We start from the raw sequence: 23,894 nt of genomic DNA, 5'->3' as shown, positions 1-23,894 counted from the left end.
AGGACTGACCGGCAGCCGCCGCCCGAGTTCAATTGGATCGACCAATGCCCTCGAATCGAGCCTCCGCAGAATCGCTCACCAGCCGACACCAACACCGATCAGGTAATGCCGGTCGGACGCGGTGTCCCCCAGGCCGCGCACCTGGTCCAGCTCGTAGAGCAGCGAAAGCCGTGCCCAGTCGTTGAGCCGGTACCGAAGGCCGAACTCGCTGTCGAGCACATAGTCGACTTCCTCGATACGCGGCAGCTGAAGTTGCGCCTTGGAATAAAGCTCGAAGCGCGTCCCCCAGACCAGCCGCTTGAAATCCCACTCGAGGGAATAGGCGTTGAAATCCAGATCGCCCTGGACGCTGTCGAGCTGAAAGCGGGTGAGTTGGGCGATCAGGTCGAAACGGCCCAGCTCGTCGTCCCAGAAGCGATAACCCGGCCCCAGGCCGTATGAACGCTGGCGGGTGAAAAACTCGAACTCATCCTCCTGCTGGTCCAGGCTGGCGCGTGCGAACCAATGGCGCGTGAAGAAACGGTCGAGGTCGTACTCCAGCTCCCAGTTATCTTCCGTGCGGCTGCCGTTCTTGGTTTCATTCTCCAGCTGACCGCTGAGCACATGACGCCAACGCCCATGCTCAACACGCGTGTCGCCCTTGAGCTTCCATTCATCCTTGCTATCGGTGTTGCGCTCCATGTCGAGCTTGGCGTCCAGATTGCCTTCCCAGATCCGGTCCTTCACCAGCGGTCGCGGCGGCACCATCTGCCGGACACTGGCCAGCGGCACCGTTTCGCTGCTCCCGTTCTGCAGGCGCACCATTCCCTTGCCCGCCGCTTTCAAGCTGCGGCTATGCTGGCTGTCGAGGCCGCTGCGCTTGATCAGCAGTGGTTTCTCCGAACTTAGGGTGTCGATATCCTTCCAGTCGATCAGCACTCGGCCGGCATAGCGGGTCTTCAGCGCCAGCTTGCCGCCATCCAGGAGCAGGATTTCACCGGTCAGGCGATCCCCATTGTTCAGCCAGACCGTATCTGCCCAGATTGGAAATGCAGCACCCAGCAGGAAAATCGCACTCAGGCTTCGTAGCAGCATGATCGGAACGAACAAGAAAGAAGTGGCGGCTGAGCATGCATGGCCAAACGTGTCAACGGCAAGCGCAGAGGCCCGGCGCGAGGCCCTTTACCTGACCCTGGCACAAGTGCCGGAAGGCAGGGTGGTCACATACGGCCAACTAGCCGAACTGGCCGGACTTGGGCGCGCTGCGCGCTGGGTTGGCCGTACGCTGAGCCAGTTACCCCAGGAAACGCGCCTGCCCTGGCATAGGGTGCTGGCTGCTGGCGGACGTCTAAGCCTGGCCATAGGGACGCCTTCAGGGATCGAACAGCGGGCACGATTGCGCGCCGAAGGTGTCAGTATCCAGAACGATAGGGTGGACATGCGTCGGCACGGCTGGCATCCCATGCCACCCAAGGGTTAGAGTGCGCCCTGCTTTTTATCTCCATCGAACGGGTTGAGGCCAAGAACCGCCACATGCACCGTACTACGCTTTCCGGACCACACCGCTAATGCCCCATCGCTCCTGGCGCGACGCCATCGCCGCCTATGCCAGCCCGGCCACCTTGTCCCTGCTGTTGCTCGGTTTCGCCGCTGGCCTGCCCTACATGCTGGTGTTCTCGACCCTTTCCGTCTGGCTGCGTGAGGCCGGTGTCTCCCGCGAGACCATCGGATTCGCCAGCCTGATCGGGTTGGCATACGCCTTCAAGTGGATCTGGTCGCCACTGCTCGACCAATGGCGCCTGCCCTTGCTCGGCCGTCTTGGCCGCCGTCGCTCCTGGCTGGTGCTATCGCAAGGTCTGGTCGCTATCGGGCTGGTGGGCATGGCGCTGTGCGACCCACAGACCAACCTGACCTGGTTGATCGCACTGGCGGTGCTGGTTGCGTTTGCATCCGCCACCCAGGACATCGCCATCGACGCCTATCGTCTGGAGATTGCCGAAGACAACCGCCAAGCGGCCCTCGCCGCAAGCTACATGACTGGCTACCGCATCTCCGCACTGCTTGCCACCGCGGGCGCTCTGTATTTCGCCGAATGGTTCGGCTCCACCACCCAGGTCTATGCGTACAGCGCCTGGGCAGGAACCTACCTGCTCTTCGCCCTGCTGATGCTGCCTGGGCTGATCACCAGCCTGTGGATGCGCGAACCTGCCATCGACATGCCGGTACAGAGCAACAACTCGCGCTTCAGGCTCAAGCACCAGCTGTCATCGGTCCTCATTCTGCTGGTGATGCTGATTTCCTTCCCGGCCATGATCACCGGCCTGCTCGATCGCGCTTGGCCGCGAGCGGCCCTCTATGCCCTGTTCCTGCTGACCTGCCTGTCGCCCTGGGGCCTTCGCCAGATACTGCCGGTGCGCGAACTGCTCAGCCAGCAACGCCGCCAGCTGCTGGTGGCGGCGCGGGGCAAGGTGATTCCCAATTTCGATTTCGTCCACCAAGCGGTGTCGATCATTGTCCTGATCGTTATCCTGGTGACCGTCGCGGCAGCAGCAAAGGCCTACTCCACAGGCGCCTGGCCCCGCGGGACGCTGTTCGTCCTGATCACCCTGGCCTGCTTTTCTCCGCCCGGCCGCCTGCTGATGGCACCGGTCCTGACGCCGATCAGCGAATTCGTGCAGCGCTACCGCTGGCAGGCCTTGTTACTGCTGGGACTTATCGCCACCTACCGGATGTCCGACACGGTGATGGGCGTCATGGCCAACGTCTTCTACATCGACCAGGGTTTTTCCAAGGAGCAGATCGCCAGCGTCAGCAAGCTTTTCGGCCTGATCATGACACTGCTCGGAGCAGGCGCCGGCGGCCTGCTCATCGTGCGCTTCGGCATCCTACCTATCCTGTTCATCGGTGGCGTCGCCTCGGCGGCGACCAACCTCATGTTCGTCGCCCTCAGCGACATGGGTGCACACCTGAACATGCTGATCCTGACCATCTCTTGCGACAACTTCAGCGCAGGACTGGCCACATCGGCCTTCGTCGCCTACCTGTCCAGCCTCACCAACCTGAAGTTCTCGGCCACCCAGTACGCGCTGCTCAGCTCTATCATGCTGCTGCTGCCACGACTGATCGGCGGCTATTCAGGTGTCATGGTGGAGAGCACCGGCTACCACAACTTCTTCATGATCACAGCTCTGCTCGGCATCCCGACCCTACTGCTGATCGCTATCCAATGGGGCCGCAGCCGACAACAGCCCCGCGAGAATGGATCGCCAACGGCCCCGACTGCGCCGAGGTCGACCGAGCAGCCATGAATAAGGTTGGCGCCTTATGCGCTTGTATTCAGGGGAGCCCCGTGGCGGAAGGTGCACGAAGTAGCCAGCGTGATTACGCGCCGGCTTTTAAATTGGCGGTGGTCGACCAGGTCGAAAAAGGCGCAATGAGCAACAAGGAAGCTCAGGCCCGTTATGGCATCAGTCATCAGGATCGACCGGTGGCCCAGTTCGTGCGACAGGTGCGGATGCGCCAGTCGCGCCTGGAGACGCGAAAGCTGCATTTCCTGTTGCAGAACCAGGCGGAGCCAGGTCTGCGGGTGGGGCGGGATCACCAATTTGTTGGTTGGCGCAGAGCGCAGCAAAGCCCAACAAACCTTCCTATCCGAGCCCAGGGCTGAGTTTCACCCTGCTGTGCAGGGTCAGCACCAATCCCCTTCCACTCAACACCCCGGCACTCCGAATCACCTCAGTTTGCCCGGCCCCTCCCCCCAGATTGGCGGAATGCCACCAGCGCAATCCAGCAGCCACGCCCCTGGCAGGCAATCGACGCTAAGCAATTGATCGGCCATCAAAAAAATCTTCGAAGCAGGGTTGACACAGGGCCACGACCCTAGAATAATGCGCGCCACTCGGCTACGTAGCTCAGCTGGTTAGAGCATAGCATTCATAATGCTGGGGTCCGGGGTTCAAGTCCCTGCGTAGCCACCATATAAAACAAGGGTTTACCGAAAGGTAAGCCCTTTTTTATTTGGACGGCAGACTACAAACAGACTACAGCCCGACTACATCCCCTCCCCTGGCGTCTCATTTGAGACGCGCCCAAAGAAAAGCCCCGCTTCCGCGAGGCTCCGTCTAGGTCCCACTTCCAACTAGCCATGCGCAACCAACGGCTCAATGTCGTGCTCAATTTCATCACCATTGGCGGCATAGGCTGTAGCTAGCGCGTACTCGGATTGAAGGTTCATCCAGAACTGCGCGGACGTATCGAAGTAGCGCCCAAGGCGAATAGCAATATCAGCAGTGATACCCCGACGCTCGCGGGCAATGTCATTAATGGTCGGAGCCGATACGTGCAAGGCGCGAGCAAGTGCGGCCGGGGTTATTTCGAGTGGCACGAGGAACTCCTCGCGCAGTATCTCGCCCGGATGGATAGGCCGCATGCCATTCACAATCATGTGCACCTCCTCAGTGGTAATCGACGATCTCGACATCTACTGGACCAGCATCAGTCCAAACAAAGCAGAGTCGCCATTGATCATTGATCCTGATGCTGTGTTGCCCTGCTCTATCGTGGCTCAACGGCTCAAGCCGGTTACCAGGAGGAGAGCGGAGATCTCGCAGCTCAGTCGCCGCATTCAGCATGGCAAGCTTGCGCGTGGCCACAGTCAGGATGTTTCCCCAGCGTCGAGACTGTCCCGTCTCGAACAGGTGCCGGGTGTCCTCGCATTTGAAGCTCAGGATCACGCCTTAATCCTTAACGTTAAGCGTTAAGCGTTAACGCGCTGTAAGCATACTCTAGTCGATTGAGTCGTCAACCTGCAGCCACGGATGATGGATAACCATCCACGGTGTGCCCACTCTGTGCCAGGGGTGACAGGGGTGACAGGCGCAATGCCGACTCCAGGTGATCAGGCGACAGATGCGCATAGCGCATGGTCATGGTGATCGATGAGTGCCAGAGGATCCGCTGCAGACTGAGGATGTCCCCGCCTCCCATCATGTAGTGGCTGGCGAAGGTGTGTCGGAGGATGTGGGTCAGCTGACCCGGCGTCTCGAAGCCACAGCGCTTGTAGGCACTACGGAACGCTGCCCGGCAGGACATGAACAGGCGGCCTATCCCCGGCATGCCTAGCTTTAGGGCGATCTCCTCCACATCGGCCGGGATTGGCACCGACCTTGACTGGCGATTCTTGGTGCGGTGCAAATGCGCTTTGCCACCAAAGATAGCGCTCCGTTGCAGGGACTCGGCCTCATCCCATCGCGCACCAGTCGCCAAGCAGATCAACGCCACCGGATAGGTGTGGTTGTTCGTCGAGTTGCGGCACTCCTCAAGAAGCCGCTCGATCTGGTCCAGGGCGATGAACGACAGTTCAACCTGGTCGGTCTTGATCTGCCTAACCTTGGCGATGGGGTTCACGCCATACCACGCGCCAGGGCGGACCAGCTTTGAGAACACGGCCTACAGATAACGCTGCTCATGGTTCACCGTGTGCGGCGATACATCCTTGAGGCGTGACCGCCGATATATTGCCCAGGCCAAGGTGTCGAAGTCGGAGCCGCAGGGATCATTGAGCCGCTCCACCACGGCCTGGGTTCGTGCCAGCCTTGCCTGTGGCAAAGCCTTTCTTACGGACACGACGCCCTGAGCTGGCATCCTCATAGAAGTCAGCCGTCCAGGTTTTTCCATCCTTGCGCACCGTCCTACCGCCCTACCCCACCTCACTGCCCGTTCCGTCAGCAGGCGCTGGATGTGCTTGTAGATATCACGCTCACTCGCCTCCTAGACGGCGTAACCGACACGGACAGCACTAGGAAATTATTCGAGGTATCGGGTGGCGCAGAAGAAAGGGGTGCCGTGCCCCGGTACTGGGCAGATATGGAGGCTAATGAGTAGGGCCGTCGCCTGAATGTCAGACGCTTCCGAATGAGTAGCACGAGTGTACGGGGACTGCTGTACGCCCGGGAGCGCAACACATGGGCGCTTCGCCGGTTTGTGTAGCAGCCTCCTTATGCCGCGACTTGCATTGGGAGATCGTATGCTGCGCCCCCATGACCGCCGACCGCCACGTCGCACCGTGTCGGAATGGCCTCGTGGATCCGCCAACGGCGCAGGCCGCGATTCTCTGGATGGGTACAGTGGCACAGGATCCGATAGAGGCCGAATTCGATGCTCACCCCAACCAGCCCTCCCCCTTGAATGCAAGAGGGCATTGGGAATTGGAATTCGGGCAGGGTCAGAGCGCTGCCAGCACGCCTTCCCTTACAACCCGGGTGGTGTCGACGCCGAAGTCGGCCCTACCCTCTTGCTGCAGGAAGCTTTCAACAGCCTGCTCCAATCGCTTGGCGTTGTCTTCGTCCAGCCAGCGGTAGCGCAGCAGCAGGGCGAGGCTGAGGATGGCGGCGAGCGGGTTGGCGCGGCCACTACCCGTGATATCGGGAGCGCTACCGTGGACGGGTTCGGCGAGGGCGATGCCCTGGCCCCAGTTGAGCGATGGGGCCAGGGCCAGGCCGCCGCTCCAGTGGCAGGCAAGGTCGGAGAGGATGTCGCCAAACAGGTTGGTAGTAACTATAAGGTCGAAGGCTTCGGGCTGTTGCACCAACTGCAGAGCAGCGAGGTCGACCAAGCGTTCGTCGAGCTGGGCGGCCCAGCCCTCCCCTTCCAGCACTTCCAGGCAGGTATCGCGGAACAGGCCGCAGGTGAGCGGCAGGATGTTGGCTTTGTGGACCAGGGTGATGCGCCGGGCGTTACGCGCCTTGGCGACCTCCAGTGTACGCAGCGCCAGGGCCTTGCAGGCGTCACGGGTGATCACCCGTTCGGCTATGGCAACGCCATCGGCTTCGAGGTGTTCGCGGCCGCTGTAGAGGCCTTCGCAGTTCTCCCGCAGGATGATCAGGTCCACACCTTGCTTGGCGGAGACGACGGGCCAGCTGCGTACCGGGCGCAGGTTGACGTCGAGTTGCAGCGCCTGGCGCATTTGCAGGATGGCGCTGCGATAGCCATTCACCCGCTGGCTGGGCGATGAAACGGCACCAAAGAGGCCAGCGCCACAGTCGCGCAGGGCTTGCAGAGTTGCCTCGGGGACCGCGGCACCGTGGCGCTGGAAGCAGTCCCAGCCCGCCTCGGCCTTGACGGTTTTCAGGTTCGGCAGGAGCTTTTCCAGTACCTCCACCGCAACGGGCACCACTTCACGGCCGATGCCATCGCCGGAAATTACGACAAGCTTGTGCATAACTTCACCTGTGCGTGGGGCAAGCCACCGGCAACCGGCCAGCGAAAATCCGCCCCATCTGTGTTGATGGTAAGCCTCTGAGCACTCGCCCAACAGCATGGGCGAGCAATCCGCAAGCTAGGCGATACCGACCCGAACTTATCCTGCGTAGCGCCGGCCGCTATAAACGAAACACCCCGAACGAGTCGGGGTGCTTCTTTAGCATTGGGCTAGAACCCTTGCCTGGGCGCGAAGTGGTTCGCTCAGCCTACCGCGCTCACCGTGGCCGCCACGTCGGCGTCAACCTTGGGCGCCAGGTTGAGTGTCTTGTACAGCAGGGCCAGCAGCACGAGGAACGCCGGGCCGATGTAGAGGGCGATGCGGGTTTCCTCGAAGAAGGCCATCAGCACCACCACCAGCGCCAGGAAGGCCAGCGCGAGGTAGGAGCTCAGCGGGAACAGCCACATGCGGAACTGCAGCTTGCCCTGCTCGGCCGGGCTCAGGCCGCGACGGAATTTCATCTGCGCCAGCAGGATCATGGCCCAGGTCCAGATCGCACCGAAGGTGGCGATGGAGGTCACCCAGACGAATACTTTTTCGGGCACCAGGTAGTTCAGCAGCACGCCGAGCAGCAGGGCGAAGATGGACAGCAGCAGCGCGTTGCGCGGCACGCCGTTGCTCGAGGTCTTGGAGAAGGGCTTCGGCGCCTGGCCGTGCTGGGCGAGGCTGTAGAGCATGCGTCCGGTGCTGAAGATGCCACCGTTGCAGGAGCTCAGCGCCGCGGTGATGACGACGAAGTTGATGATGCCGGCAGCAGTCTTGATGCCGAGGCGCTCGAAGGTCATCACGAAGGGGCTGCCCTGGGTCCCGATTTCACTCCAGGGATAGATGGACATGATCACGAACAGGGCACCGACGTAAAACAGCAGGATGCGCCAGAATACCGAGTTGATCGCACTGGGGATGGTCTTATGCGGGTTGCGTGCCTCACCCGCCGTGAGGCCGATCATCTCTACACCGAGGTAGGCGAACATCACCATCTGCAACGACATCAGCACACCCTGGATGCCGTTGGGCATGAAGCCGCCATGACTCCACAGGTTGCTGATGCCGGTGGCGATGCCGCCGTTACCGATGCCGAACCAGATCATCCCGAGGCCGGCCAGAACCATGGCGATGATGGTGACGATCTTGATCAGCGCGAACCAGAACTCGAACTCGCCAAAGGCGCGCACGGTGATCAGGTTGATGGTACCCATGCTCGCGAGGGCCAGCAGCGCCCAGACCCAGCGGTCCACGTCGGGGAACCAGATCTGCATGTAAATGGCAACGGCGGTGATCTCCGCGACGCAGGTCACCAGCCACAGGAACCAGTAGTTCCAGCCGGTAAGGAAGCCGGCCATTGGGCCGAGATAGTCCTGGGCGTAGCGGCTGAAGGAGCCGGCGACCGGATTGTGCACAGCCATCTCACCGAGGGCGCGCATGATCACAAGGATGGCGAGGCCGCCGATGATGTAGGAGAGCATGATGGCCGGACCGGCCATCTGGATGGCCTTGGCGGAGCCGAGAAAGAGGCCTACGCCGATGCAAGCGCCGAGGGCCATGAGGCGGATATGTCGTTCACCCAAACCACGTTGAAGTTCATGTTCGCTGTTAGACATGAAGAACCTCTTATTTTTTTAGTAGGACAGACACGCGCCGAGCGGTAACCCGGCAGGTGCGTGTGCGCATGGCTCCGTGGTACGGGGCCAAAGCTATAAAACCGTTCAGGTGGCGAGGCGGAACAAGGCGGGTCTTGACCGCTGCTCCCGAACGACGGGCTTTGTATAGAGGGCCGGCAGGGGTAGCAACCCGACAATTGGCTTACGATGTAAAACAGGTAAATCTTCCGTATCAATGACATTTGGCGAGACAAACGACTACAAATCATCTATACGGCAGGATTAGTCAATCAATCAAAAGGGTTCTTATAGTTAAAACAGAATGTGAAAATAACTTTCTGACCGTTTAACCAGCTTTTTGTAGGGCTTTGGGATCGGGCCAATAATGGATCAGGACGCGGAGCACATCCGGCAGGAAGGTAAGCAACTATGCACAGGACCCAATCGCTGCGATCAGCAGCACCCCAGAGGAAAGGATGGCGTGACTATTTCGCGCGCTGGCGGGTACCGAGCAGCAGGCCGGCGAAGATCATCGCACCACCAACCCAGTGGTAAGCCTGCAGCGCCTCACCGAGGATGAAGTACCCAAGCAGTGCAGTGAATACCGGCATCAGGTAGTTGGTCAGCGTGGCCTTGGCCACGCCAAGGACGGCGATGCCCTGGTTCCAGAGGAGGTAGGCGATTAGCGAAGCGAAAACACCCGTATAGCCGATGGCAGCAAGGTTGCTCAGATTCGGGTCGAAGTGCGCGCCGCCAGCCTGTTCCAGCAGGTAGAACGGCAACAGCAGCGGTACGCCAACAAGCACCAGCATGCCAAGGAACGCCAACGGTGGAATACCGTGGAAGTAGCTGGACCAGCGCCGCTGCAACAGCGTGTAGAGCGCCCAGTCGAGCACAGCGAGCAGCATCAGGAGGTCGCCGGGGTTGAAGCTGAGGCTGGCCAGGGACGCCAGGCTGCCCTGACCAATCAGCACCAGCAACCCGAGGATCGCGACGGCCATCCCCAGCCAGGCGCGGCGCGATGGCCACTCGTTCAGCAACAGCCCGGCACCGATGAAGGTGGCCAGCGGCAGGCAGGTATTGAGCAACGTGAGGTTGATCGCCACCGTGGTACGGGCGGCAAAGTAAAGCAGAACACTGTAGGTGCTGATGCCGAGAGCAGCGACGAGCAATAGGCGCCAGCCGGCGCGGCGCAGTTCGGCCCGGTGCTGCCAGAGCGGCCGAGCGACGAAGGGCAGAAGGATGACCAGCGCCAGGCTCCAGCGCCAGAAGGCCAGGGCAAACGGTGGGATTGCGTCGTGGAAGGCGCGGGCTACCAGAGCGTTGCCTGCCCAGCAAAGGCACGCCAGGAGCAATCCGGCCCAGGCCAGGCCTACAGCGCCCTGGCCCGGACGTTGCGCCATGGGTCAGGCCTGCCCGAGCGGACGCAGGCGGTACTGCGGGGGCAGCTGTTCCATGCCGCTCACGGTGACATTGAGGTTTTTCCAGCGGCCGTCCTTGATGCCGTAGATGCAGCCATGCACTGAAAGGCTCTGCCCACGGTGCCAGGCGTTCTGCACGATGCTGGTGTGGCTGACGTTAGCCACCTGCTGGATGACGTTGAGTTCGCAGAGACGGTCGACGCGCTCTTCTTCACTTTCGAACAGGGCCAAGTGATCACGCTGGTCATAGTAGAGATCGCGAATGGTGCGCAGCCATCCGTCGATCAGACCGAGCTGGGCGTCGCGCATGGCAGCGCGTACGCCACCGCAGCCATAGTGGCCGGTCACCAGGATGTGCTTCACCTTGAGCACGTCGACCGCGTACTGGATCACCGACAGACAGTTCAAGTCAGTGTGCAGTACCACGTTGGCAACGTTGCGGTGAACGAAGAGATCGCCCGGCAACAGGCCGACGATTTCGTTGGCGGGGACGCGCGCATCGGAGCAGCCGATCCAGAGGTATTCGGGCACCTGCTGCTTGGCAAGTTTTTCGAAGAAGTCCGGCTCACGCTGTGTGATCTCCTCAGCCCAGCGCGCGTTGTTGTCGAACAGCTGTTGCAGGTCGCTCATCGGTTCTTCTCCTCTTTCGGCCGGCGCACCTTACGGAGCGCAAAGGGCTTTGGCAATGGCCCAGGATGCACGCAAACGCATCAGTCAAGCAGTGTGCAGGCCATCACCAGGGCATCTTCACGGCCGCCGACGGCTGGGTAGTATCCACGGCGTCGGCCAATTTCATTGAAGCCATAGCGTTCGTAAAGGCGGTAGGCGGGCTGGTTGCTGGCCCGCACTTCAAGGAAGCATTCGCCAGCTTCCAACTCGCGGGCCCGGCGCATCAAGTGTTCCAGCAGGCGCAAGCCGAGGCCACGGCCCTGGCTTTCCGGCTTCACGGTGATGTTCAGCAGGTGGGCTTCGCCTACGATGACGTTGATCACACCATGGCCAATTTGCTGGCTGCCTTCAAACATCAACCAGCAATCATAGGATTTCAGGCTGTCGATGAAGATACCGCGGGTCCAGGGGTGGCTGAAGGCGGCGTACTCGATCTTCAGTACAGCATCGAGGTCCGCCTCGGTCATAGGGCGGAAGGAAACGGCGTCGGTCATTCGGTGTTCTTCCAGCGACGCATGATGCGGCGCATGGCTTGCCAGAGTTCAGCCTTGCGCTGGGGCTCGTCCATCAATTGCTCGAGGCCCGGCAGCGCCCAGGCAGCACCCAGGCCTTCGACCTGCAGTTCGAGGTTGACGGCTTCTGAGTCCGCCTCGCCGGCGAAGCGAATGGCCGGCTGCCCGACCAGCCACAGGCAGGCGCATTCGCCCTGCTCTTCCTGGCGGGCAGCAACAAAGCCTTGAACGAAATCACGGGCGGCATCGGGCCCTTGGTCCATATTGCCGCGACTGAGCAAGGGCCAGCGCACCGGTTCGCCGATCAGCTGCGGACTGTCGGGCAGGCCGGCAGCGCGCAGCAGGTCCTTGAGCAGCAGATAGGCCGGATCGCGGCTCTGGAAGGCCTCGCCAGTGGGCAACTCGACCAGCAGCAGACAGTTACCTGCGCGCAGCAGTTGCAGGGAGAAACGCGGCGGCGGCACCACTTCGGCTTTGGCTGGTGGCGCATCGGCCGCGGCGCTGGGCTCCGCCTCAGGCTGCACAGCCTGACGCTGCGTGCTGCCAGGGCGCGGCACCTCGATCTTCGGGCGAGCCTCGGCCGCCGGCGCGGCTTGCGCAGCCGGGACCTCGCTCGGGGCCGGGGTGTCTTCGAGCAGCACTGCCGGAGCTGCGTCGAGCAGCTCCAGGCGGGAGGGGGCGGCGAACGGCAGCGCCACGCGTGGTAGCCAGGTGGCTACCTGCATGGCGCTGAGGTAAGCGCGACGGCGGAGTTCAGCGATCAAACGTCAGCAACCTGTGGATGGGCCTTGCGCACGCCTGCCTGCATCAGGTTCAGCGCGTTGAGGTAGGCCTTGGCGGAAGCAACCACTATATCGGTATCCGCGCCATTGCCGTTGACGATACGACCGCCTTTTTCCAGGCGAACGGTTACTTCGCCCTGGGAATCAGTCCCCTGGGTGATGGCGTTGACCGAGTACAACTGCAGGGTGGACTCCGAGCCGGCCAAAGCTTCGATGGCTTTGAAGGTGGCGTCGACGGGGCCGGAACCTTCAGCGCTGGAGCCCTGCTCCACGCCATCGATGCTCAGCACAAGCTTGGCCTGCGGCACTTCACCGGTCTTGGAGGCAACCTCCAGGTAGACCAGCTTGAAGTGTTCCGGCGCCTCTTCTCCGAGGGTGTCGGAGACCAGCGCCTGGAGGTCTTCGTCGAAGATCTCGTGCTTCTTGTCCGCCAGTTCCTTGAAGCGGGCAAAAGCGGCGTTCAGCTCGGCCTCGCTGCCCAGCTGGATGCCCAGCTCGTCAAGGCGGGTGCGGAAAGCGTTACGCCCGGAGTGCTTGCCGAGCACCATCTTGTTGGTGTTCCAGCCCACCGACTGGGCGGACATGATTTCGTAGGTCTCGCGGTGCTTGAGCACGCCGTCTTGGTGGATGCCCGATTCGTGGGCGAAGGCATTGGCGCCGACGATGGCCTTGTTCGGTTGAACCGGGAAGCCGGTAATGCCGGATACCATGCGCGAGGTGCTGAGGATGTGCGGGGTGTCGATGTTGGTGTAGACGCCGAGTACGTCCTGGCGTGTCTTGATGGCCATGACGATTTCTTCCAGCGCCGCATTGCCGGCACGCTCGCCAAGGCCGTTGATGGTGCATTCCACCTGCCGCGCCCCTACGGCGACGGCGGCCAGGGAGTTGGCTACGGCCAGGCCCAGGTCGTTGTGGCAGTGCACCGAGAACACGGCCTTGTCGGCGTTGGGAATGCGCTGCAGCAGTTGGCGGATGGTCTCCGCGTACTGGTGCGGAATGGCGTAGCCCACGGTGTCCGGGATGTTGATAGTGCGGGCACCGGCATCGATGGCAGCCTCGATGATGCGGCAAAGGAAGTCGATTTCCGAGCGGCCGGCGTCCTCGCAGGAGAACTCGACGTCCTCGCACAGGTTGCGTGCCCGCTTCACCGCGCGTACTGCCTGCTCCACCACCTGGTCCGGTTGCATACGCAGCTTGTACTGCATGTGGATGGGGCTGGTGGCGATGAAGGTATGGATACGCCCGGAGTTGGCGCCGGCCAAGGCCTCGGCAGCTCGGTCGATGTCGGCGTCCATGGCCCGCGAGAGGCTGCACACCGTGCTGTCCTTGATGCTGTCAGCGATCGCCTTGACCGCCTCGAAGTCGCCCGGACTGGCGATGGCGAAGCCAGCCTCGATCACGTCGACCCGCAGACGCTCAAGGGCCTTGGCGATGCGCAGCTTCTCTTCTTTGGTCATGGAAGCGCCGGGGCTCTGCTCGCCGTCCCGCAGGGTGGTATCGAAAATGATGACGCGATCGTTGCTGCTCATGCTCCGCTCCTCAAGACGCGAGCAGGCGTGTAGCCCGCTCAGGCTGGCGGCACCCCCCACTCGTGACGATGGGTGCTCAACGGCCGGATTGTCGCGTGAATTCCCGCGAACGGGAAGGCCGGTGAGCCTTGTCGGCCGGTCAACGGGTGCCGAATAGGTAGAGGTTGCCGTGCAGGCGCACCTCGCCATCGGTGTGGTAGATGAAAACCTCCGTCTGCCGATGACCCGGTTGGTCGCCATGCACCTGATTGGAACTGGCCAGGGTGAACTGAGCATTTGAGAAGCGAGCAGACGTCAGCCCCAGACGCAGGGCTGTCGCATTGAAAGCGGCGCCGTCGCCGTCAAATCCGCTGTCGATGTCGATCTTGACCACATCCAGCTGTACGCCGTCGAAACTGAAAGTGCCACGGATGTTGTCGATAACGATGAAGCCTGCACCGTTGGCTGACTGGAAGGCGATACGCGTACCGCACCCGCCCGGGCAGCGGGTCTGTTCGGGGTTGGCGGCGAAATTGATATCCGAGCTGAGACTCAAACCGTCACGACCTGTGATGCCCTGCAACTCGCCTTCATCCATCGCACGAAGCTCCGCCCAGGCAGGTTGTGCGCCCCACACCAGGCAGGCAATTGCCCATGACCACAACCGCGGGTAATGCCGCTCTCAACGCTGGCGAAAAAGGCCGATCAGGTGCTCGGCGATGGTGCTCCGGATGATGTCGATCTCTAGCCGCGAGATGCGCCCCAGATGGTGTGGATCGATGCGGTGCAGGTGCAGCGACGGCATGCGAGCTTCGTATTCGCGTAGATCCCCTTTCACCAGCACCGGCAGGAATTGCTCACCGCGTGCCTGATAGCGCTGGATGAGCATCTTCAGCCCCTCCTGGAAAGGCAATTCGAAGGACGGGCTCAGTGGATGTCCCCCGGGAATCTTCATGTAGAGTCCGCTGCTGCCAAGAACCTCCCCGGGCAGGATGTGAACACCGGTCGGTTTTACGGACTCAGCAGGAATCTCGTTGAAGGTGTCGTGCCAGGCCCGCTCGTCCGGCAGGATGGTGATGCTGCCGTGCGCCTCCTCGGGTACCACGAAGCTGTAGTTGCTGTAGAGCTTTTCCACATACCCGGAATAGACGCACAGGCGGTTTTCGAAACGCAACAGAAAAGCAATCGCTTCCTGGCGGTTGGTGATGGCATCCAGATTCCAGTCGAGGTCGGTCTGGCGCTCCAACTCGGCCCAACGGGCATCGGCTGAAAGGGCGTAATTCGGAGTCATGTCGCCTGCTGATCAATCACAATCCAACTGGCAAGGCAGAAAACATGCCAGGCATTTCAAACAGCTGATTCAGGGATGCGGCTTATCTGGTACCAATTGGCAGCCCGAGGCCAGTCGCAAACTGACCAAAATCGTCAGTCCCTCGACAGACTATTGGCCTCTGATCGGCAGAGGCTGAAATGCCACTGGCATCCTGAAGTACAATCGCCTCTTTTTTCAGCGAAACCGGCCAATTGATGATCGATCCCAAGCGCGTATTGCGCGCCCTTGCCGAACACTGGACGTTGCTTGAGCCGCTCTGCGAGCGCTTCGACGCTGGCACTCTGAGCCTGGTGGAGCTGCGTGTCCAGCTCGCCGGCCAGTTGCCGGAGGGTACGCCCACCGACATCACCGCCTTGCTCGACCTCTGGGTGCGCCTGGATATCCTGGTGCCAGTGGCCAAAAGCCCCAACCGCTTCGAGCTGAACGCGCAGATTCACGACTTCCTCGCCTACCTGCGGCGCGAACACCGCCTGGGGCTGTGCCTGGAGATCGAGGCCTACCTGCGCCACCTGGAGCGCCTCGCTGGCTATATTCAGGAAGCATTCGAGATCCGCGACGGCAACGACCTGGCGCGCCAGTTGCGCCTACTCGACATGCGCGTGCGCGACGTATTGAAGAAGCTCGACAACGACGAGCAGGCGCTGGTCGCCGTGGCCGATCGGGCCAAGACCAGCGACCGGCAGATTCCCCTGCGCCAGCGTTATGCCGAGGTGCTGGCTACCTGGGATGAATACGTCGAGCCGATGATCCAGCTGGTCGCTGCCGATGGCGCCTTCGAACAAGGCGTACGCCGCGTCGAACAGGTGCTACTGCGCCTCCTGGGCGAACAGCAACGTCTTGGCCAACTGGTCGACGACGACCTGCTGCTGCGGACTCACGCTCGCATCCTGGAGATGCAGACCAGCGCCCAGCTGACCCTGCGCAAGGCCCGCGAGCTGCTGCTGCCGCTGCGTGAGGAAGCCCGCCGGCACAACGCGGTGACCCGTGGCGCAGCCCTGGCGCTGTCGGTGATCCGCAAGAAAGGCCTGGACGCCGTTCCGCAAGCCGCCCTACCGCTGTTTACCCGGCCGCAGAGTACCTTCCTCGGCAGCGCTTCTCAGGTCGAGGCCTACGTCTACGCCCTGGCGCGCTTCCAGCCCAAGCCTGCGCACTTCCCGAAATCCGGCGGCCCACGCAAGGCCAGCGCACCGCGGGCACCGAAAACCGCCCGGGAAATGCTCGACCGCTGTGAGCAGGCCCTGCCGCTGCCGGACCTGATGGTCTGGCTGCTTGAACAGGAGCCGGAAGGTGCCACCGACGAGCTGCTCTACTGGTTCTCGCGCCTATCACGCGACGCGCGCTTCCAGCGCGAACGCCTGGAACGCCGTGACTACCTGACCGCCGAGCACCAGGTCAGCCTGAGCTCCTACGCCCTGATCAAAAGCCAATCTTCGGCCGAGAAGACCTCTGCATGAATATCGACCTGAAAGAAATGACCCAGCTGGCGCCGATCTTCCGCGAGCTGTTCAAGGGCTATCACCTCTCCCGCAGTGAGCCGGAGTGCTACGCCCAGCTGTCCACCCAGCAGGACCAGTACCGCGCCCTGTTCAAGGCGCTCGGCTTCGAACTGGTGTGCGACCCTCGTGGCTTCTACTACTTCGTGCCCGAGCAGATGGGTGCCCAGGTGAACAAGACCGCCCAGCGCCTGGCGCTGTTCACCTTCATCCTCGTCGAGCACCTGGCTGACCAGGGCCGCGATCCGCTGTCCGTGCTCGATGGCGGCAGCATTGGCCGCGACGAACTGCCATCGCTGCTGGACAAGTACCGCGACCTGTTCCATCAGGCCGAAGTCACCACCCATGAAGAGTTGGAAGAAAAAATCATCCGCCGCCTGACGCAGCTTGGTTTCGCCGAGGACAGCAACGGCGTGTATCGTTTCCTGCCACCGATGCACCGTTTCCTCGATGTGTGCCTGTCGGTGCAACACGACCGCGACCTGGCTGCCAGCCTGCACAGCACTGACCTCGAGCTGCACGCTCCGGTACTGCTGGACGATGACAGCGGCGACACGATCATCCCGATGGACATCCCTGACACCTTGGACTCCGACGAGTCCGAAGAAGACGCCATGGCCCGTGCCATGGCCGAAGAACGCGCAGCCCAGGAGGTGGACGCATGAGCCAGGAACGCTACGGCATCCGCCGCTTCGCCCTGCTGAATACGGCGGGTTACAGCCTCGGCCTGTTCCCACTGGAAACCCCGCTGTCGATCTATGGCGCCAACAACCTGGGTAAATCCGCCTCGATCAATGCCCTGCAGTTCCCGATCCTTGCGCGCATGTCGGACATGAGCTTCGGCAAGTACAGCCTGGAGCAGTCGCGCAAGTTTTACTTCGCCACCGACACCAGCTACATCCTCGTCGAAGTGGTCCTGCCCCATGGACCGCACGTGATCGGCGTGGCCGGTCGCGGCCCGGGCGGCGGATTCGGCCACCAGTTCTTCGCCTACCGCGGCGAGCTGGACCTGGACCACTACCAGCAGGGCGGCACCTGCCTGCGCCAACGCGAACTGTTCAACAACCTCGAGCGCGAAGGCATCAAAGCCTATGAGCTGAAGCCGGACGAACTGCGCCGCCTGCTGGTCGGCGGCCATACCTCGATCCCGCTTGATCTCACCCTGATCCCGCTGCGCTCCACCAGCGAACAGAGCCTGAAGACCTTCCGCTCGCTGTTCATCAACCTGCTACACATGCGCGAGATCACTGCCGCCAAGCTCAAGCAGCTGTTCCTCGACGCCTTCGAGCACAGCCTGCGCTCCGGCAGCGTCGATTACATAGCCGCGTGCGAGGAAGCCTTCCGCGATGTGCGCCGCATGGAGCAGGACTACCAGGCCCTGGTCGCCGCCGGCCCGTTGGTGGAGGCCTTGGCAAATGGCGTTACCCAGCGCGAAGTGCTGCGCGGCAAGCTGCACCGCATTTCCCCGCTGCTGGATTCCCTGCTGGGCACCTGGCAGGATTATTCCGCCGCTCGCCGTGAGGAACTGGTCATCCAGGCCGAGCATTACCGGAGCGAGCAGGACGGTCTGCAGAACGAACAGCGCGGCGGCACCCAGGAGCTGATGCGCCTGGAGCGCGCCATCACCGAATGCCAGCGCTGGCTGGGCGAACTGGCGGTATTGAAGAACCGCTTCGCGCTGGTGGATGACGTCAAGGTCCTGGAGCAGCAACTGCTCGCCGCCAAGGACGCCCACGACGAACTGGCCGGCGCCCTGGCCCAATCGCGGCAGTTCTCCGCCGAAGATCTGGACGAGCGCTTGCGCGACCTCGAGAAACGCCTCAAGGCGGTCAAGCAGCAGCTCGACCATGCCGACAACAACAGCTACTCGCGCCTGCGTGAAGAGTTCTCCCAGGCCGATGTCGACCGCCTGATGCGCCTGTTCAACGGCCAGCTGTTCAGCCTGCCGCTGGGCGAGAAAGGCATCCAGCTCGATGATGGCGAAACCTGGGTGAAAACCCTGGAAGCCGTGCTCGACAGCTTCAAGGGCAGCCAGTTCGAGGTACCCGGCCTTTCCATCGACCTTTCCCACATCGAGCCGCCCGCGCTACAGGCTTTGGCCGACCGTGCCGCGCTGCGCGACCAGAAGGACCGTCTGGAGCGCGAGCTCAAGCAGCTCAAGACCCAACAGGCCGTCGCCGCCGACCGCGCTGCAAGCAAAGCCCAGGCCGAGCAGTTCTATCAAGCAGTGCTGGATGCGCAGAAGGCCCTGGAAGACTACCGCCGCAGCGAAACCCTGTGCGCAGAAGAGCCGGCCAAGCTGGAAGAACTGGCGCAATTGGAGGCCACCCAGGACGAGCTGAAGCGATCCAGCGACGCCTTCACCGAACGCGTCCAGCAGCTCTCCGCCAAGCTTCAGCTGGTAGGCCGTCAGTTGGCAGACCTGGAAGCCAAGGAGCGTACCTTGGAAGACGCCTTGCGCCGTCGCCAACTGCTGCCCGCCAACCTGCCGTTCGGCAAACCGTTCATGGACCCGGTGGACGACAGCCTGGATAACCTGCTACCGCTGCTGAACGACTATCAGGACACCTGGCAGGCGCTACAGCGCATCGACGGACAGATCGAAGCGCTCTACGCCCAGGTACGCCTCAAGGGTGTAGCCAAGTTCGACAGCGAAGACGACACCGAACGCCGCCTCCAACTGCTGATCAACGCCTACGCACACCGCCAGGACGAGGCCATGACTTTAGCCAAGGCACGTCGCGCAGCCGTGACCGATATCGCCCGGACCCTGCGCAATATCCGCAGCGACTACGACAACCTGGAACACCAGCTGGCGCTGTTCAACCGCGAGATCAACAAGCGCCAGGTTTCCAACCTCTCGAGCTTCCGCATCGTCCTCGCGCCGAACAAGGAAGCACTGCGCCATATCGACCAGATCATTCACAGCGCAGGCCAGTACGAAGAGGGCGAAACCCTTTCGGTGTTCGACCTGACGCAAACAGCTGATCAGGATGCGAAGAACGAAGAGGCCAAGGAATATCTGGCGCGCCTGGTGGCAGCCAACCAGAACCAGCTAGGCCTGAAGGATCTTTTCGAGCTGGCGTTCGAAATCACCAAGGTGCACGGTCAGCCGGTCATCCATACGGACATCGATGGCGCTGCCTCCAACGGCACCACCATGACCATCAAGGCGCTGACCAACATGTATCTGCTGCTGCACCTGATGGACCGTGAGCAGGCCGGTCGCATCCGCCTACCTTACTATCTCGACGAAGCGGCTGACATCGACGAACGCAACCAGCAGGCATTGATCGAAACCAGCCAGCAGCTCGGCTTCACGCCGATCCTCGCCTCGGTCAAGCCGCAGGTATCGGCCAATGTCGCCATCGATCTTGAAGGCGGCAGTGGGCCGAACGGCATCTACATCGACGAAGCCGACTGGAAGTTCATCAAGCGCCGCGAGACGGTGAAAGCGACGACTGAAGAAACCGAGCCCGCTGCCGAGCCTGCCTGACAGTTAGGGAACTAAACAAGAAGGGCCGCATCAGCGGCCCTTCTTATTGAATGGAATTACTGGGCCAAGGGAATCTTCGGCGCCCAGGTCAACCACTCATCCTCTGCCTTATCATGCAGGGCAAAGGTCTGGCCAGGTAGCGCCGGGTTACCCATCTGCGCCTCGTTCGGCGTCGCGAAGGCGATCCCGCCCTCAATCAGGGCTTCGAGCGATTCGGTATGCACCTTCACTCCCTTGAACAAGCCTGCGTCCACGCCAATACCGCTGGCATGCCAGAATCGGCTGCCACTATGCACCAGAGGCGCGAAGCGAGGCTCGATCAACACGCGGATCAGCACGCGGTCAGCGGACTTACCCAGTTCGTAGGCCAGCACTTTGCCTACCGGCACTTCGCGATAACTGACAATTACCCCAGGCTTCAGAGAACCCAGGCGCGGCGCGCTGAGGACGATCTGTAGCCCCTCCTCGCTGGCCTGGCCGTCCGGCCTTTGCGGTAGCGCAGTGAAACGAGTCTTGGGAGCGCCCGGCCGCTCAGCCGGCTGGACCTCTAGGTACTGTCCGCTCACCAGTGTGTCCAGATTGGCAGTCCGTAGAAGCCCCAACTCAGGCTTGACGACCCAGAACTGAGTCCCCGTCCGGGCGATCCGGTCCGCCGCCTGAGTGATACGCGCCTTGATCAGGACGCCAGAAAGGTCCTCGCTGAGGGTCACCTGCTCAACCTCGCCTACATCCAGCCCCTTGTAACGAACTGGGGTGCCCGCCTTGACACCATTGGACTGGTCCATAGCGATCTCGACCATGGTTCCTTTGACCAACGCCTGGGCCTCATCTGAATAAAGCGAGAACCGCCGGGGGCGAGTTACCGGCTTGGCCTTGGGATCTGGCGTCGTGAAGGTAATGCCTCCGGCCAGGAGGGTCTGAAGCGACTCGCTCTTCACCTCGACGCCTGACAAACCACCCTTGAGCGTTACGCCGCTGGAGTTCCAGAAGCGCGTGGACTCGTTCACCAGCTTGGAAAACTCCGGTTCGATGTGAACCCCGATGACCACGCGCTGCTGGTCACGCGATAGCTGATAGCTCTGTACGCTACCCACGCGAATCTGGCGGAACAACACTGGACTGCCGACCTCCAGCGAACCAAGGCGGTCGCTGGTAAGGACAAGGTGCAGGCCCGGCGCGTCGGTATTCAGCGGCGGCGCCTTGGGCCGGACCTGGAACTCACGAGTCGGTGCTCCCTCCTTGGCGAAGCGCACTGCGATGTAGTTGCCTTTCACCAAGGCCTCGATACCGGTGATACCTGCCAGGGAGATGGACGGTTTGACCGTCCAGAACTCCGTACCCTCCACCAGGAAATCCTCAGTGCGAGGCTCCATGGTCAGCTCGGCAGTCGCTCCGGTAAAGTCCTTGTCCATATCGAGCTTCTTCAAACTCCCCACTTGTACCCCGTTGTACATCACCGGAGTGGAGCCCGGATTCAGGCCACTGACATCATGCATCCGCAGGGTAACGCGCAGACCTGCCTCCGCCGCTTCGAAACCCTCATACAACCGGAAGGGGATGCTTGGGTCGGTCGGCGGGCTGTCCTGTCGATGCTCGGGGGTGGCAAATGCAATGCCGCCAGCGACCATGCTCAGAACCGACTCTGTACGGATCCTCACACCGCTCAGTCCTGCTGACACATCCAATCCACTGGCGTTCCAGAACCGGGTGTGCTTGCGCACCAGCTCTGCGTATGGGGCCTCAATGTGGATCTTGATTTCAACGGTGCGCTGGTCTTCGGCCAACTGGTAGTTCTTCACCTGACCGACCTGGATCTGCCGGTAGTAAACCGGACTGCCCTGCTCAAGCGAGCCCAGACGGTCGGCCTTGAGCGTCAGGTGCAGACCGGGCAGCGAATCGGATAGTGGCGGTGGTTCCGCCAAGGCGGTAAAACGTCGCTCCCGCTCACCCTTTTGCGGATCGATCGCGATGTAGATGCCTGAAACCAGGGTTTCAAGGCCCGTCACACCCGCCAGAGAAACGCGCGGCCGAACCAGCCAGAAGCGCGTTTCCTTGCTGAGATAAGGCTCGGCCTCCTTGAGCACCTCAACAGTCGCCACGACCCCTTTGATGTCAGAGCTGACGTGCAGATCTGTGACCTTGCCCACCTGGATGCCCTTGTACATCAGCTGGGTTTTCCCTACCTGGATACCTTCGCCGTTCTCGAAGCGAATCTGAATCTCGATGCCAGCCTCGCTCATAGCCTTCCAGGCCAACCAGAGGCCGATGAGCAGGGCTACCAGCGGCAGCACCCAGATCCCCGACCAATTCGAGGTCTTGCGTGTTTTTGGCGTTGGCAGCTCAGGCATTCTCGTCTTCCACTTCGGTGTTGTCCCAGATCAACCTGGGGTCGAAAGTCACGGCCGCGATCATGGTAATCACCACGACGCTGCCAAAGGCCGCCGCCCCCAGATTGGCTTCGATGCTGGCCAGGTTGCCGAAGCTCACCAGCGCCACGAGGATGGCGATGACGAAAATATCCAGCATCGACCAGCGACCGATCCATTCAATAAAGCGATACATCAGAATTCTTTGCCTAGGAGACATCGGCAGGTGCCGCTGCACTGAGTAAAGCAGCATTGCAATACCAACCAGCTTGAACGTAGGTACAAGGATGCTAGCAATGAATACAACCAGAGCAATTGGGATCATGTCGGCGTGAATCAACTCGATTACCCCACCCATGATCGTGGACGGAGCCCCAGTGCCGAAGAAGTTGATCGTCATGATCGGCAGGACGTTGGCTGGGACATAGAGGATAGTGGCCGTGATCAGCAGTGCCCAGGTACGTACGAGGCTGTCGGGGCGCCGTGCGTACAAGCGAGCGCCGCAGCGGCGACAGGTCTGCCCCTCCTCTGGCTGCGGACGGTTCAGCTGGTGGCATTCGTCGCAAACGAGAATACCGGCATCAATGGCTCGCATGAGCCCCTCCCTCCGAGTCAAGTTCATCCCAAACCTGGTGGGACGACATAGTGACCTCCAGCCAGACCTGCGAGAGCAAGAGCGCGATGAAACAGGCCAACCCAACACCTAGATGCAGGTCTGCAAGATCGATCAACTTCACGATGGATACCAGGATGCCCATCAGGTAGACCTCAAGCATCCCCCACTCACGCAAGTGGTGGTACAGACGGTAGATCTGCATCCCTATCTCACGTCCCTTGCGATAGCGAATGCACAACAGGACAACGAGCTGGCAGAGCAACTTGACCAGGGGAATCAACATGCTGCACAGGAACACCAGTACGGCCACACTACCCATTCCGGTTTGATAGAGACCGACCACCCCAGTCCACACGGTGTCTTGCGTGGTTTGCCCTAGCAGGTTTAGTTCCATGATTGGCAGGAAATTGGCGGGGACGTAGAGCAGCAAGGCCGTCAGCACCAGTGCCAGTGCTCTGCGCACCATGTTCGAGCGGTGCACGACCAGTTCATAGCCGCAGCGGGGACAACAGGCTTTCTGCTCTTCAACGAGGTCAGCACGCCGCATCAACAGATCGCACTCATGGCAGGCAATCAGATCGTGCAGGGGATAGTCCGCTAAAACACAGTCATCGGCCTGTTCTGGCATATGGGGAAAGCTCTGAGAGTCACCGGGTTATTCTAGACGAGCAGCAGTCACACTGACGCAAATGATCGCTACCGACGAAGCACCATTCTTTTCAACGCCCAAAGGCAAACCCCCGACACGCCTGGGCGTATCGGGGGTTTGGGATAGGAGCTTGACGATGACCTACTCTCACATGGAGAAGCTCCACACTACCATCGGCGATGCGTCGTTTCACTACTGAGTTCGGGATGGG

The 23,894-nt window shown here is 61.5% G+C and carries 21 protein-coding genes, 1 tRNA gene, 1 rRNA gene and 1 pseudogene; 7 read left to right on the top strand and 17 right to left on the bottom strand.

What is annotated here, in order from left to right; all coding sequences use genetic code 11:
- Positions 1-75: 75 nt before the first annotated feature.
- A complete protein-coding gene (locus J7302_RS21985) occupies positions 76-1,074 on the bottom strand; it encodes a DUF481 domain-containing protein (protein WP_215379692.1) in 999 nt (332 codons plus the stop codon).
- Between J7302_RS21985 and J7302_RS21980 the strand changes: the two genes are divergently transcribed.
- The 4 genes from J7302_RS21980 (at position 1,073) to J7302_RS21965 (ending at position 3,956) form a co-directional block, all read left to right on the top strand.
- A complete protein-coding gene (locus J7302_RS21980; protein ID WP_215379690.1) occupies positions 1,073-1,459 on the top strand; it encodes an MGMT family protein in 387 nt (128 codons plus the stop codon). The two genes, J7302_RS21985 and J7302_RS21980, sit on opposite strands and share 2 nt — an antisense overlap.
- Before the next feature lie 88 nt (positions 1,460-1,547).
- Positions 1,548-3,287, top strand: coding sequence for an AmpG family muropeptide MFS transporter (locus tag J7302_RS21975; protein ID WP_215379687.1), 1,740 nt, complete (start codon positions 1,548-1,550; stop codon positions 3,285-3,287).
- Positions 3,284-3,646 (top strand): hypothetical protein, encoded by a 363-nt coding sequence (locus J7302_RS21970; protein ID WP_215379685.1) that lies wholly within the window; start codon positions 3,284-3,286, stop codon positions 3,644-3,646. Before J7302_RS21975 ends, J7302_RS21970 begins: the two co-directional genes overlap by 4 nt.
- 233 nt (positions 3,647-3,879) lie before the next feature.
- A tRNA-Met gene (locus J7302_RS21965) sits at positions 3,880-3,956 on the top strand.
- Between the two features lie 161 nt (positions 3,957-4,117).
- On the opposite strand, the gene J7302_RS21960 is transcribed toward J7302_RS21965, so the two are convergent.
- The 12 genes and pseudogenes from J7302_RS21960 to J7302_RS21905 all read right to left on the bottom strand — a co-directional run bounded on the left by J7302_RS21960 (position 4,118) and on the right by J7302_RS21905 (position 15,021).
- Positions 4,118-4,423 carry a HigA family addiction module antitoxin gene (locus tag J7302_RS21960; protein WP_215379683.1) on the bottom strand — a complete coding sequence of 102 codons (306 nt, stop codon included), beginning with the start codon at positions 4,421-4,423 and terminating at the stop codon, positions 4,118-4,120.
- Positions 4,424-4,433: 10 nt separating this feature from the next.
- The gene (locus J7302_RS21955) at positions 4,434-4,712 is read right to left on the bottom strand and encodes a type II toxin-antitoxin system RelE/ParE family toxin (protein WP_215379679.1); all 279 of its coding nucleotides are present in this window, start codon (positions 4,710-4,712) and stop codon (positions 4,434-4,436) included.
- Positions 4,713-4,779: 67 nt separating this feature from the next.
- Positions 4,780-5,665 (bottom strand): annotated as a pseudogene (locus J7302_RS21950) (phage integrase).
- A gap of 537 nt (positions 5,666-6,202) precedes the next feature.
- Positions 6,203-7,198 (bottom strand): isocitrate/isopropylmalate family dehydrogenase, encoded by a 996-nt coding sequence (locus J7302_RS21945; protein ID WP_215379676.1) that lies wholly within the window; start codon positions 7,196-7,198, stop codon positions 6,203-6,205.
- A 242-nt stretch (positions 7,199-7,440) separates the two neighbouring features.
- On the bottom strand, positions 7,441-8,838 hold the full coding sequence (locus J7302_RS21940; RefSeq protein ID WP_215379673.1) for an amino acid permease: 1,398 nt from the start codon (positions 8,836-8,838) through the stop codon (positions 7,441-7,443).
- 485 nt (positions 8,839-9,323) lie between these two features.
- The gene (locus J7302_RS21935; protein ID WP_215379671.1) at positions 9,324-10,241 is read right to left on the bottom strand and encodes a DMT family transporter; all 918 of its coding nucleotides are present in this window, start codon (positions 10,239-10,241) and stop codon (positions 9,324-9,326) included.
- Between the two features lie 3 nt (positions 10,242-10,244).
- Positions 10,245-10,889, bottom strand: coding sequence for a carbonate dehydratase (gene can / locus J7302_RS21930; protein ID WP_215379669.1), 645 nt, complete (start codon positions 10,887-10,889; stop codon positions 10,245-10,247).
- Between the two features lie 80 nt (positions 10,890-10,969).
- A complete protein-coding gene (gene rimI / locus J7302_RS21925) occupies positions 10,970-11,422 on the bottom strand; it encodes a ribosomal protein S18-alanine N-acetyltransferase (RefSeq protein ID WP_215379667.1) in 453 nt (150 codons plus the stop codon).
- Positions 11,419-12,204, bottom strand: a complete 786-nt coding sequence (locus J7302_RS21920) for an energy transducer TonB (protein ID WP_215379665.1) — start codon at positions 12,202-12,204, stop codon at positions 11,419-11,421. The genes rimI and J7302_RS21920 overlap by 4 nt, the downstream gene beginning before the upstream one ends.
- Positions 12,201-13,751 (bottom strand): 2-isopropylmalate synthase, encoded by a 1,551-nt coding sequence (locus tag J7302_RS21915; RefSeq protein WP_215379662.1) that lies wholly within the window; start codon positions 13,749-13,751, stop codon positions 12,201-12,203. The genes J7302_RS21920 and J7302_RS21915 overlap by 4 nt, the downstream gene beginning before the upstream one ends.
- 139 nt (positions 13,752-13,890) lie before the next feature.
- Positions 13,891-14,328 carry a hypothetical protein gene (locus J7302_RS21910; protein ID WP_251702196.1) on the bottom strand — a complete coding sequence of 146 codons (438 nt, stop codon included), beginning with the start codon at positions 14,326-14,328 and terminating at the stop codon, positions 13,891-13,893.
- An 84-nt stretch (positions 14,329-14,412) separates the two neighbouring features.
- On the bottom strand, positions 14,413-15,021 hold the full coding sequence (locus J7302_RS21905) for a hypothetical protein (protein ID WP_215379656.1): 609 nt from the start codon (positions 15,019-15,021) through the stop codon (positions 14,413-14,415).
- 236 nt (positions 15,022-15,257) lie between these two features.
- Here J7302_RS21905 and mksB point away from each other — a divergent pair, with 236 nt between their 5' ends.
- The 3 genes from mksB to mksF are packed head-to-tail and all read left to right on the top strand — an operon-like array spanning position 15,258 to position 20,052.
- The gene (gene mksB / locus J7302_RS21900) at positions 15,258-16,517 is read left to right on the top strand and encodes an Mks condensin complex protein MksB (RefSeq protein ID WP_215379654.1); all 1,260 of its coding nucleotides are present in this window, start codon (positions 15,258-15,260) and stop codon (positions 16,515-16,517) included.
- Complete coding sequence (gene mksE, locus J7302_RS21895; RefSeq protein ID WP_215379651.1) at positions 16,514-17,221, top strand: Mks condensin complex protein MksE; 708 nt, start codon at positions 16,514-16,516, stop codon at positions 17,219-17,221. Before mksB ends, mksE begins: the two co-directional genes overlap by 4 nt.
- Positions 17,218-20,052, top strand: coding sequence for an Mks condensin complex protein MksF (gene mksF / locus J7302_RS21890; protein ID WP_215379649.1), 2,835 nt, complete (start codon positions 17,218-17,220; stop codon positions 20,050-20,052). The genes mksE and mksF overlap by 4 nt, the downstream gene beginning before the upstream one ends.
- A gap of 56 nt (positions 20,053-20,108) precedes the next feature.
- Here the strand turns inward: mksF and J7302_RS21885 are convergent, their stop codons facing one another.
- From J7302_RS21885 to rrf, 4 genes are all read right to left on the bottom strand, one after another.
- Positions 20,109-22,400, bottom strand: coding sequence for a PqiB family protein (locus tag J7302_RS21885; protein ID WP_215379646.1), 2,292 nt, complete (start codon positions 22,398-22,400; stop codon positions 20,109-20,111).
- Positions 22,393-23,013, bottom strand: coding sequence for a paraquat-inducible protein A (locus J7302_RS21880; protein WP_215379644.1), 621 nt, complete (start codon positions 23,011-23,013; stop codon positions 22,393-22,395). Before J7302_RS21880 ends, J7302_RS21885 begins: the two co-directional genes overlap by 8 nt.
- Entirely contained in the window at positions 23,000-23,662 is a 663-nt protein-coding gene (locus tag J7302_RS21875) for a paraquat-inducible protein A (protein WP_215379641.1), read from the bottom strand. Before J7302_RS21875 ends, J7302_RS21880 begins: the two co-directional genes overlap by 14 nt.
- A gap of 149 nt (positions 23,663-23,811) precedes the next feature.
- Positions 23,812-23,894, bottom strand: a 5S ribosomal RNA gene (gene rrf / locus J7302_RS27165); the annotation flags it as partial.

The organism is Metapseudomonas boanensis, from assembly GCF_018704125.1.
Taxonomy (GTDB): Bacteria; Pseudomonadota; Gammaproteobacteria; order Pseudomonadales; family Pseudomonadaceae; genus Metapseudomonas; species Metapseudomonas boanensis.
This window is presented reverse-complemented; position numbering and strand designations above follow the sequence as displayed.